This is a genomic window from Streptomyces sp. NPDC040610 (assembly GCF_055594065.1).
Map to the genome: position 1 here is coordinate 60,632 of NZ_JBVIXA010000022.1, position 11,502 is coordinate 72,133.

The 11,502-nt window shown below is 71.3% G+C and carries 10 protein-coding genes; 9 read left to right on the forward strand and 1 reads right to left on the reverse strand.

What is annotated here, in order from left to right:
- The first annotated feature begins 112 nt into the window (after nt 1-112).
- The 5 genes from ACZ6AA_RS39550 to ACZ6AA_RS39570 are packed head-to-tail and all read left to right on the forward strand — an operon-like array spanning nt 113 to nt 6,852.
- Nucleotides 113-943, forward strand: a complete 831-nt coding sequence (locus tag ACZ6AA_RS39550) for a DUF8175 domain-containg protein (protein WP_468462037.1) — start codon at nt 113-115, stop codon at nt 941-943.
- Nucleotides 933-2,279 carry a hypothetical protein gene (locus tag ACZ6AA_RS39555; RefSeq protein WP_468462039.1) on the forward strand — a complete coding sequence of 449 codons (1,347 nt, stop codon included), beginning with the start codon at nt 933-935 and terminating at the stop codon, nt 2,277-2,279. Before ACZ6AA_RS39550 ends, ACZ6AA_RS39555 begins: the two co-directional genes overlap by 11 nt.
- Nucleotides 2,276-3,835: an SCO6880 family protein gene (locus tag ACZ6AA_RS39560; RefSeq protein WP_468462041.1), complete on the forward strand. Its 1,560-nt coding sequence runs from the start codon at nt 2,276-2,278 to the stop codon at nt 3,833-3,835. Before ACZ6AA_RS39555 ends, ACZ6AA_RS39560 begins: the two co-directional genes overlap by 4 nt.
- Nucleotides 3,836-3,863: 28 nt before the next feature.
- Nucleotides 3,864-5,294: an ATP-binding protein gene (locus ACZ6AA_RS39565; protein ID WP_030363591.1), complete on the forward strand. Its 1,431-nt coding sequence runs from the start codon at nt 3,864-3,866 to the stop codon at nt 5,292-5,294.
- A gap of 1 nt (nt 5,295) precedes the next feature.
- Nucleotides 5,296-6,852 (forward strand): type IV secretory system conjugative DNA transfer family protein, encoded by a 1,557-nt coding sequence (locus tag ACZ6AA_RS39570; RefSeq protein ID WP_471463298.1) that lies wholly within the window; start codon nt 5,296-5,298, stop codon nt 6,850-6,852.
- 58 nt (nt 6,853-6,910) lie between these two features.
- On the opposite strand, the gene ACZ6AA_RS39575 is transcribed toward ACZ6AA_RS39570, so the two are convergent.
- A complete protein-coding gene (locus tag ACZ6AA_RS39575) occupies nt 6,911-7,474 on the reverse strand; it encodes a GNAT family N-acetyltransferase (RefSeq protein WP_468462045.1) in 564 nt (187 codons plus the stop codon).
- Nucleotides 7,475-7,630: 156 nt separating this feature from the next.
- Between ACZ6AA_RS39575 and ACZ6AA_RS39580 the strand changes: the two genes are divergently transcribed.
- Genes ACZ6AA_RS39580 through ACZ6AA_RS39595 form a run of 4 tightly spaced genes read left to right on the forward strand, consistent with a single transcriptional unit; the run spans nt 7,631 to nt 11,368 of the window.
- Complete coding sequence (locus tag ACZ6AA_RS39580) at nt 7,631-8,560, forward strand: ABC transporter ATP-binding protein (protein ID WP_468483983.1); 930 nt, start codon at nt 7,631-7,633, stop codon at nt 8,558-8,560.
- Nucleotides 8,557-9,363 (forward strand): ABC transporter permease, encoded by an 807-nt coding sequence (locus tag ACZ6AA_RS39585; RefSeq protein WP_468483982.1) that lies wholly within the window; start codon nt 8,557-8,559, stop codon nt 9,361-9,363. Before ACZ6AA_RS39580 ends, ACZ6AA_RS39585 begins: the two co-directional genes overlap by 4 nt.
- A gap of 35 nt (nt 9,364-9,398) precedes the next feature.
- On the forward strand, nt 9,399-10,691 hold the full coding sequence (locus ACZ6AA_RS39590; protein ID WP_471463300.1) for a sensor histidine kinase: 1,293 nt from the start codon (nt 9,399-9,401) through the stop codon (nt 10,689-10,691).
- A complete protein-coding gene (locus tag ACZ6AA_RS39595) occupies nt 10,688-11,368 on the forward strand; it encodes a response regulator (protein ID WP_471463302.1) in 681 nt (226 codons plus the stop codon). Before ACZ6AA_RS39590 ends, ACZ6AA_RS39595 begins: the two co-directional genes overlap by 4 nt.
- Nucleotides 11,369-11,502 lie beyond the last annotated feature (134 nt).

The window sequence follows — 11,502 nt, forward strand, 5'->3', positions numbered from 1 at the left end:
TGATGTCCAGTCACCACACCGCGCCCGCGCGGGAGCCGGCCCGGCTACCGTCGTACCGGGTGCACCTGGCGGATAGCGCGGTCAAGCAAGAGGTTGAGGGGACGTACGCGGCATGAGCGATGACGATGACCTCTTCGGCGGCACGGGCGAGACCCGGACGCGGCTCCCGGAGGGCGGCGGCACCGACGGGTACGGCTCCCGCAGACCCGCACGTTCCCCGTCCCGCAGCGTCGTCACCGTCATCGGCGTCGTGGTCCTCCTCATCGCGGCGATCGCCTTCGCCAACCGGGACGACTCGTCGTCCGACGGGGGTGGGGACGGGGGGCGCGGGGGTGGCAAGGGGGCGGAGGCGGCTCCTACGGCGCCTACCGGGGAGAAGCCGGTGAGTGGACAGGGTGCGACCGGCATCGCTTCGGGGTACGCCAAGACCCAGCAAGGGGCCCAGAGCGCCGCCGCCAACTACGCCGTCGCGCTCGGCTCCGCCGAGATGTTCGACAAGTCCAAGCGGGACGGCATCCTCAAGGCCATCATGGCCCCGGCCAGCGTGGGCAGATTCAAGGCGGACCTCGACAAGGCGTACACAGCTGCCTTCTTCAAGAACGTGGGCCTGAACGCCGACGGCAGCACACCGAACGGCTTCCAGTTCGTCTCCCGCACCAGCCCGATCGGCACCAAGGTCACCGAGTTCGCCGACGGCAAGGCCACCGTCGCCGCCTGGTGCGGCGGGCTGCTCGGCCTCGCCGGGGAGCAGTCCACCAAGCCCGTCACCAGCAGCTGGTTCACGATCACCATGAAGCTGCAGTGGGTCGACGGCGACTGGAAGATCACCACGCACTCCCAGAAGGAAGGTCCCGCCCCCGTCCCGGGCGACGACCGCGCGTCCAACTCCGACGAGATCGCCAAGGCGGTCGAAGGGTACGGAGGGTTCACGTATGCCCGGTAGCCGCCGCCGTCCCGTCCTCACAGTCACCGCCGCCCTCGCGGCCGTGCAGACCGCCGTGCTCCTCTTCGCCACGCGCGCCGCGGCCGCGCCCGACGACGACCCCTGCGCCCTGATCCACGGCCCCGCCAAGAAGTACTGCGAACAAGGCGAAGGCGGCGGAGGAGGCGGCGGCGGAGGCGGCGCCCCCAGGTCCCCCGCCGACGACGGCGCCTTCTCCAAGCTCGACCCGCTCTCCTCCCTCGCCCGCGGCTTCGGCGACGCCGCGTCCTGGATCGTCAACAAGCTCACGGAGTACGTGAACGACACCGCCGCGGTGGACTTCACCAACGAGAAGTTCCTCCAGCAGTACGCCGTGGTGTTCGCCGCCTCGACCGTCCTGACGCTGATCGTGTGGCTGCTCGCGGTCGCCAAGCGCGCGATCCGCGGCGTCCCCATGCTCACCGCGCTGTCCGAGGCCATCGGCTTCCTGTGGCTGACGGTGCTCGCCTCGGCGTTCACCCCGCTGATCCTCGCCACCGTCGTGTCCGCGACCGACGGCATCTCCGAGGTGCTCGCCAAGTCCGTGGGCGGCGAGACCGACAAGTTCTTCGGCACGTTCTCGCAGGCCCTGGACAAGGGCACCGACATCGGCGGCGGCCCGATCATGCTGATCGTCGTGTCCGCCGTGTCCATCGCCGCCGCGGGCATCCTCTGCCTGGAGCTGGTGATCCGCGCCGCCATGCTGTACGTCGGCGCGCTCCTCGGCACCGTCGTCTACTCGGGGCTCGTCGACAAGAACACCTGGGGCCGCATCCGCCGCTGGGCGGGCCTGATGGTCGCGATCATCCTGGTGAAGCCGATCATCGTGATCGTGCTCGGCATCGCGGGCGCCCTCCAGGGCGAGGACGGACCCGACTCGCTGTCCGCCGTCGTCTCCGGGCTCTCCGTCATCCTCCTCGCCATCTTCGCCAGCGCCTCCATCTACCGCTTCGTCCCCGGCTTCGGCGACGACATCATGGCCACCCGCAACAACCGCCTGATGCGCGGCGCCGAGAACCGCGCCGCCACCGCCCTCAACTCGCCCGCCGCCTGGGTCGCCCAGGGCATCCGCACCCACAGCGCCCGCTCCAACGGCAAGGCCGGCGGCGGCAGGGCGGGCGGCGGCGACACCCCGCCCCAGCCCGCCACGGCCAACGCCGTCGGCAGCGGTGTGTCCACCCACGGCCACCGCTCCGGCTCCCCGAACGGCGGCGGAACTGTCCCCTCCGCCGCTCCCCCGCCCCGTACAAGCCCGTCGAACACCCCGCACGCGGGCAACCGCGGCGGTCCGAACAGCACTGGAGGTGAAGGGCGTTGACGACCCAGTCCCATGTGTCCCCACCGGTCACGCCCCGCCGCACCTATCTGATCGGCCGCGCCCGGCCGAACGCCATCATCGGCCGCAACCGCGAGACCGGCGAGATCGCCCTGATCATCGGCGGCGCCTTCCTCGGCATGATGTGCGGCATCCTCATCCCCTACCTCTTCCCGCGCATCCTGCTGCTCATGGGCTTCCCCCTGATCGCGATCGCGGCGGTGTACCTGCCCTTCAAGGGCCGCACCTTCTACAAGTGGTTCGAGATCAACCGCAGCTTCAAGCGCTCCCTGCGGCGCGGCACCGCCTACCGCTCCGGCGTCGCCGAGGCCGGGATCCACCTCGACGGGCGCGAGGTCGAGATCGGCCCGCCCCCCGGCATCGGCCGCATCAACTGGCTCGCCGCGCCCTTCGGCCCGGACGAGATCGCCGTCCTCCTGCACGCCGACCGGCGCACCGTCACCGCCGCCATCGAGATCGAGGGCCCCGGCGTCGGCCTGCGCGACAGCGAGGACCAGGAAGCCCTCGTCGACCGCTTCGGCACGCTCCTCAAGCACGTCGCCAACGGCGACGGCTTCGTGACGCGCATTCAGATGCTGGCCCGTACGCTGCCCGCCGACCCCGACGCCCACGCCAAGGACGTCACCGCGCGCGGCGACGACCGCGCGCTGCCCTGGCTCCAGCACAGCTACGAACAGCTCCAGTCGATGGTCTCCACCAGCAGCGAGCAGCACCGCGCCTACCTCGTCGCCTGCATGCACTACTCCCGCGACCTCGCCGCCGAGGCCCAGGCCATGGCCCGCGCCTCGCGCCCGCACGGCGGCAAGAAGCTCGACAAGGACGCCGGGCTCGCCGTCGTCATGGCCCGCGAGCTCACCGACATCTGCTCCCGCCTCCAGGAAGCCGACATCCGCGTCCGCCAGCCCCTCGGCCAGGGCCGCCTCGCCTCCCTCGTGCACTCCATGTACGACCCCGACCACCCCATCGACCACCTCCAGGCCATGACCAAGCGCAACGCCTGGCCCGCCGAGCTGGACGCGATGGAGCCGACGTACCTCCAGGCGAAGACCCGCGAGTCCACCACCCGCGCCCCCTGGTGCCACGCCACGGCCTGGGTGAAGGAGTGGCCGATGACGCCCGTCGGCGTCAACTTCCTCGCCCCGCTGCTCGTCCACACGCCCGACGTCATCCGCACCGTCGCCGTCACCATGGACCTGGAACCCACCGAGGTCGCCATCGAGCGGATGCTCACCGAGAAGACCAACGACGAGGCCGAGGCCAGCCGCCAGGCCAAGATGAACCGCACCGTCGACCCCCGCGACATCGCGTCCCACTCCCGCCTCGACCAGCGCGGCGAGGACCTGGCGAGCGGCGCCGCGGGCGTCAACCTGGTCGGCTACATCACGGTGTCGTCCCGCTCCCCCGAGGCCCTCGCCCGCGACAAGCGGACCATCCGGGCTTCGGCCGGAAAGTCGTATCTGAAGCTGGAGTGGTGCGACCGCGAGCACCACCGGGCATTTGTGAACACGCTGCCGTTCGCGACCGGCATCCGGCGATGAACCTCAACGGTAGGGGTGTGAAGGTGCGATGCGGGACCCGCTGACCGTCCTCACGGACGCGTTCACGTCCTTCCTGTTCGGGAAGGTCGAGACCACCCGCCTGCCGGTGCGCACGTCGACGGGCCAGGCCCAGGCGGTCTACCTGCCGACGGCCGCCCCCGGCCTCGGCGACTCCGGCGTGATCATCGGCCGTGAGGTGTACTCCGGCAAGGGCTACATCTACGACCCGTTCCAGCTGTACGGCCAGCAGCTCCCGGCACCGCACTGGCTGGTGCTCGGCGAGTCCGGCAACGGCAAGTCCGCCCTGGAGAAGACGTACGTCCTGCGCCAGCTCCGCTTCAAGGACCGCCAGGTCGTCGTCCTGGACGCGCAGGGCGAGGACGGCGTCGGCGAATGGAACCTCATCGCCCAGGAGCTGGGCATAACTCCCATCCGGCTCGACCCGACCGCCGCCCTCGACATGGGCATCCGCCTCAACCCCCTCGACCCGGCCATCACCACCACCGGCCAGCTCGCGCTGCTCCGCACCATCATCGAGGTGGCGATGGGCCACGGCCTCGACGAGCGCTCCGGCTTCGCCCTCAAGGTCGCGCACGCCTACGTCAACGAGACCATCGTCGACCGCCAGCCCGTCCTCACCGACATCGTCGAACAGCTCCGCCACCCCGAACCGGAGTCCGCCGAGGCCATGAACGTCGCCATAGACGACGTCCGGGCCTGGGGCCTGGACGTGGCCCTCGTCCTCGACCGCCTCGTGGACGGCGACCTGCGCGGCATGTTCGACGGCCCCACGACCGTCGGCATCGACCTCGACGCCCCCCTCATCGTCTTCGACCTCTCCCACATCGACCGCAACTCCATCGCCATGCCCATCCTCATGGCGATCGTCGGCGTGTGGCTGGAGCACACCTGGATCCGCCCCGACCGGAAGAAGCGCATCTTCCTCGTCGAGGAGGCCTGGCACATCATCAACTCGCCCTTCGTCGCGCAGCTCTTCCAGCGCCTCCTGAAGTTCGGCCGCCGCCTCGGCCTGTCCTTCGTCGCGGTCGTCCACCACCTCTCCGACGTCGTCGACGGTGCCGCCGCGAAGGAGGCGGCGGCGATCCTCAAGATGGCGTCCACCCGCACCATCTACGCCCAGAAGGCCGACGAGGCCCGCGCCACCGGCCGCGTCCTCGGCCTGCCCCGCTGGGCCGTCGAGATCATCCCCACCCTGACCCCCGGCATCGCGGTCTGGGACGTCAACGGCAACGTCCAGGTGGTCAAGCACCTCATCACGGACACGGAACGCCCCCTCGTCTTCACCGACCGCGCCATGACGGAGTCCGCGAGCGACCTGCTCGCCGACGACGCCCTCGCGGCGGCCGAACGGGAGGCGGAGGAAAGGGCCGCGTACATGGAACAGCAGATGGGCGACGGACCCGCCGGGTCCTCCGGCTCCCGCTCGACGGTGGCGTGACATGGGGCAGGAGCGGCACGGGCAGGGGCCCGACGGCCACGGCCCCGCCGGGCAGGGCACGGGCGGGCGCGGCGGCGTGCCGGACGGCCTGCTCGTGGGCGGCCTCGCCTTCGTGCTCGGCATGGTCGTCCTGATCTGGTCGTCCACGGGCATCGCGGCCTGGTGGGCCCACGGCTCCTGGCCGGACGGCGTGACCTTCGGCAAGACCCCGCCCGCGGTACGCCACCTCGCCCAGGAACCCCACGACGTCCACGGCGCCTGGCCCGACACCCCCGCCACCCAGCTCTCCGGCTACGGCCTCCTCTGGGGCTTCCTCATCGGCCAGGTGATGATCCTCATCGTCCTCACGATCTTCGTCATGGGAACGGTGACGCGCTACAGAGCGGTACGCAGAGCCCGCCGAGCCGCCTCCCAAAACCCGCCGACTCCCACGCAGGACCAGTCCACACCCGCTACGGACAACCCAGCGCCCACCGCCCTACCTGCTCCCGCTCCCACTCCCGCTGTGGACACCTGGTCCGCTCAGAGGGCGGACCAGGTGTCCACAGCGCAAGCCGACGGTGCCCCGACGACAGCCCCCGCCCCGGCGCCCACCGAAGTCGAGCTGGCCAAAACCCCCACGGTCCCCACCCCCCGTACCCCCCTGGTCCTCGGCACCCCGGAAACCCGCCGCCCCCTGGCGGCCCAGGCCATCGCGGACGCGGAATCCGCAGCCCTGGTCATCACGTCGGACCCCACCCTGTGGGAGGAGACCAAGGACGCCCGGGCGAAGCTCGGCCCCGTCCTGGTCTACGACCCCTCGCACCTGTGCGACACCCCGGCCCGCCTCCACTGGCCCCCCACCACCGGCTGCGAGGACAACCAGACAGCCGCCCACCGGGCGAGATCCCTCCTGGCCCCGATAAGGCCCAGCGCCAAGCTGGACACCGCGGTGGCCGACACGGCGGAAACCCTGCTCCGCAGCTTCCTGCACGCCGCAGCCATCGACGGCCGAAACATCAAGCACGTCCACCGCTGGGCCCAGGGCACCCAGGTCCAGGACGCCGTCCGCGTCCTGCGCACCCACCCCAAGGCCGCCTCGGGCGCGGCGGGCGAACTGGAGTCGGCCCTCACCGCGCACACCGAACGCCGGGACATCGCCCAGGAGTTGACGGCCCGCGCCCTGTCCGCCCTGTTCACGGTCAACGTACGAGAATCCTGCACGCCGAACCGAACTGACGCCCTCACTCTGGATTCCTTCATCGATGAAGGGGGCACGCTTTTTGTGGTGGGTGAGGCGATCGAGGACCCCAAGACGAACCCCGGCGCGATGCCGCTCCTGACGGCAATCGCCTCCAGCGTGGTCGAGCACGGCCGGCGCATGGCCGAACGGTCATCCTCCGGTCGGCTCGACCCACCAATGACGCTCGTCCTGGACGACGTCGCCGCGGTCGCCCCGCTCCCGCAACTGCCGGAGCTGCTCGCCACCGGACCGGAGCGGGGCATGCCCACCCTGGCCCTGCTCCGCTCCCGCGAGCAGGGCCGCGCCCGCTGGCCCCACGACGAGCTGACGGGCTGAGCCCCCCGGACCATCTACCTCAACTAAAACGAGCGTTCTATCTGACGCGATGTGGTGTTCAGGCCGCCCGGCCCAGCACCATCTCCCGCTCCCGAGCCTCCGGATCCCCGGGCACGGGGGCGACCTCCCCGCTGGGCACGAACCCGAACTTCCGGTAGAACGCCTCAGCACGCGGATTGTCCTCGTGCACGAACAACCGCACCCGCTCCACCCCGGCCCCCTCGCCGTCCGTGGCCCGGGCCCACTCGACGGCCGCCGAGAACAGCGCCTCGGTCACCCCCGTACCCCGGTGCTCGGCCCGGACGAAGACCCCCACGAGATGCGCCTGCCGCACCGAAGGGCCCGACCCGAGCACCCCCTGCGTACCCGGCTCCTCGATCATCACCGTCACCGAACCCGCCCAGACGCCGTCCGGACCCTCCGCGACGAACTGCCGCACCGGGCCGCCCGGGGACGCGGCACCCTCGGCCCGCTCCTGCCAGAACTCGTCGGACTTCGCAGCGGCGTTCTCGTACGTCTCCAGGAAGGCGACCGGCGCGGCCGGATCCCGCAGAGCAAGGAGCCGCAGCTCACGGACCTGTCGCCATTCGTCGGCGCGCACGGGGCGTATGAGGTGTTCCATACACCGATCTTGAGCGGACGGGCCGCCACGCGCAACGCAATTGCCCCGTCACCCCGCGGCCACCGCCCCCGCGGTCGTACCCCGGTACTACTCCCCACCCGACGAAGAGACCCCGGTCCGACGCGCCCGCACCCGCCCCGACGCGACCATCGAGCCATGATTCGGGCACACGGACTCACCAAACGCTATGGCGGGAAGAACCCCAAGACCGCCGTGGACGACCTCTCCTTCGAGGTCCGCCCCGGCACCGTCACCGGCTTCCTCGGCCCCAACGGAGCCGGCAAGTCCACGACCATGCGCATGCTCCTCGGCCTGGACGCGCCGACCGCCGGACGCTGCACGATCGGCGGCCGGGCGTACGCCGCGCACAGCGCGCCCCTCACCGAGGTCGGCGCGCTCCTGGAGGCCCGTTCGATCCACCCGGGACGCTCCGCGTACCACCACCTCATGGCGCTCGCCCACACCCACGGCTTCCCGCGCTCCCGCGTCGAGGACGTCCTCGCCACGACCGGCCTCACGGATGTCGCGGGCCGCCGCGTGAAGGGCTTCTCCCTCGGCATGGGCCAACGCCTCGGCATCGCGGCCGCCCTGCTCGGCGACCCCGCGACCCTCATCCTCGACGAGCCCGTCAACGGCCTCGACCCGGAGGGCGTCCTGTGGATCCGCAACCTCCTCAAGGCCCAGGCCGCCGAGGGCCGCACCGTCCTCGTCTCCTCGCACCTGATGAGCGAGATGGCCGTGACCGCCGACCACCTCATCATCATCGGCCGCGGCAAGCTCCTCGCGGACACCACGGTCGAGCGCTTCGTACGGGACTCGGGCACCGGCTCCGTCAAGGTCGTCTCCCCCGCCGCCGCCCGCCTCGCCGAACTCCTCGCGGGCCCCGCCGTGACCATCACCAGCAGCGCCTCCGGCACCCTCGACATCCGCGGCACCGACGCCGAACACATCGGCCGCACCGCCGCCGCCCACGCCATCCCCCTGTTCGAACTCACCCCGCACAGCGCGTCCCTGGAGCAGGCCTTCATGGACCTCACCCACGACTCCGTCGAGTACGTCACGCCCCTGGAAGGAGCCGCGGCATGACCACGGACACCCTCACCCCGCCCGCGCCCGCGCCCACCCGGAGCCCGTACCGCGTCACCCCCGCCCGCGTCCTGCGCTCGGAGTGGCACAAGCTGTGGACGCTGCGCTCCACCTGGATCACCCTGATCACCGCGACCGCCCTCGTCCTCGCCGTCGGCATCACCATGGGCTCCACCTACGACGGCGACGACGCCGACATCGACACGGTCGTCTTCGTCCTCTTCGGCACCCAGCTCTCCCAGATCTGCCTCGCCGTCCTCGGCATCCTCGTCACCGCGGGCGAGTACGCGACCGGCATGATCCGCGCCTCCCTGACCGCCGTCCCGCACCGCCGGCCCGTCCTGTGGTCCAAGACCGCGGTCTTCGCGACGGTCGCCTTCACCCTGTCCCTCGTCACGAACGTCGTCACGTTCCTCATCGCCCAGATCTGGCTCGCCGACACCGACAAGGAACTGTCCCTCACCGACTCCGGCGTCCTCGGCGCCCTCGCGGGCAGCGCCGCCGCCATCACACTGCTCAGCCTGATCGCCCTCGGCATGGGCGCGCTCTTCCGCTCGGTGCCCGGCGGCATCGGCGCGTTCGTCGGCGCCGTCCTGGTCCTGCCGGAGGTCATCGGCACACTCCCCCTCGACGCGGTCGACACCGCCGTCAAGTACTTCCCGGCACAGGCCTCCGCGTCCCTCGGCTCGATCACCCCCGTCGACAACAGCGTGTCCGCGGGCACGGGCCTCCTCGCCCTCACCCTGTGGGCGGCAGCGATCCTCGTGACGGCATCGGCCCTGCTCAAGCGCCGCGACGTGTGAGCCCGGGCCCGAGTCGACAGATGAGGATCGGGCGCATGTACGAGATCCAGTACGTGTACGAGGATGAGCCGGTGACCCAAGACGTGGACCAGCACCCGCTCACCCGGCACGTGCAGCGGCTGACCCAGCGGGCGCGCGCCTTCGACGGCCGCCGCCCGCTGGTCTGGGACCTGCTCGTGACGGGCTTCTTCGTCGTGGCGGCAGGCATCGACTACGTGGGCGGCGGCTGGCGCAACATCGCGCACAACACGGACCTCCCCGGCTGGCTCGTCGCCGCCCTGACCCTCGGCATGTCGCTGCCGCTGCTGTGGCGCCGCACCCGGCCGATGGCGGTCCTCACCGTCATGGTGGGGTTCGGCGTGGTCAACAGCGCGTCCGGCGCGATGCTCCAGATCTCCCTGGTCCAGCTCATCGTCCTGTTCAACATCGCGCTGCGCCTTCCCCTGAAGACGCTCGGGTGGGCGGGCGTGCTGATGCTGGTGCCCCTGGTGGTGGGCACGGTCCGCTACCCGACGGGCAGTTGGGACCAGCAGATCGTCCCGCAGGTGTGGGCGTACACCCTCGTCGCGCTCCTCGGCATCGCGGTGCGCTCCCGCCAGGACTACACCCGCGCCCTCGTCGAGCGCGCCCGCCAGCTGGAGGTCGAACGCGACCAGCAGGCACGGCTCTCCGCCGCCGCCGAACGCACCCGCATCGCCCGCGAGATGCACGACATCATCGGCCACAACCTGTCCGTCATCACCGGCCTCGCCGACGGCGGCAAGTACGCGGCCACCAAGTCCCCCGAGCGCGCCGCGCAGGCCCTGGACGCCATCGGCTCCACGAGCCGCCAGGCCCTCGCCGAGCTGCGCCGCCTCCTGGACGTCCTGCGCGAGGAGGCCGCCGAGACCGCCGAGTTGGCCCCGCAGCCCGCCCTCACCGACCTGGACCGCCTCATCGACGGCGTCCGCTCCGCGGGCCTGCCCGTCCGCAGCACGTTCCACGGCCGCGCCGACTCCCTGCCCCAGGGCCAGCAACTCACCGTGTACCGCGTGGTGCAGGAGGCCCTGACGAACACCATGAAGCACGCGGGCCCGGGGGCGACGGCGACGGTCGAGGTCTCGTACGCGGCGGACGGCGTGTCGGTGTCGGTCACGGACACCGGGCAGGGCGGCCCACCGTCCGACGGCGGCCGCGGCCTCACCGGCATGCGGGAACGAACCGCCATGTACGCGGGCACACTTGAGGCCGGCCCGCGCCCGCACCCCGAGCCGGGCTGGCAGGTCAGACTCCATCTCCCCCGCGCCACCGCTCCTCTCCCCACCCCACTTAAGGAATCCGCTCAGTGACGACCGTCCTCATAGTCGACGACCAGCCCTTGCAGCGTTTCGGCTTCCGCATGCTCCTGGAGAGCCAGGACGACATGACGGTGGTGGGCGAGGGCGGCAACGGCACGGACGCGGTCCGCATGACGTCCGGGCTGCGTCCCGACGTGGTCCTGATGGATGTGCGGATGCCCGACATGGACGGCATCGAGGCCACGCGCCGGATCGTCGCTTCGGGCTCCAGTACGCGGGTCCTGATCCTCACGACGTTCGACCTGGACGAGTACGCGTACGCGGGGCTGCGGGCGGGGGCGTCGGGCTTCCTCATCAAGGACGCACAGCCGGAGGAGCTGCTTTCGGGGGTCCGCGCGGTGGCCACGGGGGACGCGGTGGTGGCGCCTCGGCTGACGCGCCGCCTCCTGGACACGTTCGCGGACCGGCTCCCGACAGGAACGGACACCGGGGCCGGCTCCGCCGATCCCTCGAAGCACCCGCGCCTGTCGTCCCTGACGGAACGCGAGCTCCACATCCTCACGGTGATCGGCCAAGGCTGGACGAACACGGAGATCGCCGCCCGGCTGCATCTCGCGGAGTCGACGGTGAAGACGCATGTGGGCCGCATCCTCGCGAAGACGGGCGCACGGGACCGGGTGCAGGCGGTCATTCTGGCGTACGACACGAAGCTGGTGCGCCCGTCGTAGTACGGGAAATGCCCCGTGCGGGTGCAGGAAATACCCCTGAACGCAGAAAACCCCCGCACCGTGAGGTGCGGGGGTTTCCCTTAAATTTAGTTCGGCGGCGTCCTACTCTCCCACAGGGTCCCCCCTGCAGTACC

What these genes read in the sequence shown, in the direction of transcription:
- ACZ6AA_RS39550 (WP_468462037.1), top strand. Translation starts at nt 113, where the DNA reads ATGAGCGATGACGATGACCTCTTCGGCGGCACGGGCGAGACCCGGACG.
- ACZ6AA_RS39555 (WP_468462039.1), top strand. Translation starts at nt 933, where the DNA reads ATGCCCGGTAGCCGCCGCCGTCCCGTCCTCACAGTCACCGCCGCCCTC.
- ACZ6AA_RS39565 (WP_030363591.1), top strand. Translation starts at nt 3,864, where the DNA reads ATGCGGGACCCGCTGACCGTCCTCACGGACGCGTTCACGTCCTTCCTG.
- ACZ6AA_RS39570 (WP_471463298.1), top strand. Translation starts at nt 5,296, where the DNA reads ATGGGGCAGGAGCGGCACGGGCAGGGGCCCGACGGCCACGGCCCCGCC.
- ACZ6AA_RS39575 (WP_468462045.1), bottom strand. Translation starts at nt 7,474, where the DNA reads ATGGAACACCTCATACGCCCCGTGCGCGCCGACGAATGGCGACAGGTC.
- ACZ6AA_RS39580 (WP_468483983.1), top strand. Translation starts at nt 7,631, where the DNA reads ATGATTCGGGCACACGGACTCACCAAACGCTATGGCGGGAAGAACCCC.
- ACZ6AA_RS39585 (WP_468483982.1), top strand. Translation starts at nt 8,557, where the DNA reads ATGACCACGGACACCCTCACCCCGCCCGCGCCCGCGCCCACCCGGAGC.
- ACZ6AA_RS39590 (WP_471463300.1), top strand. Translation starts at nt 9,399, where the DNA reads ATGTACGAGATCCAGTACGTGTACGAGGATGAGCCGGTGACCCAAGAC.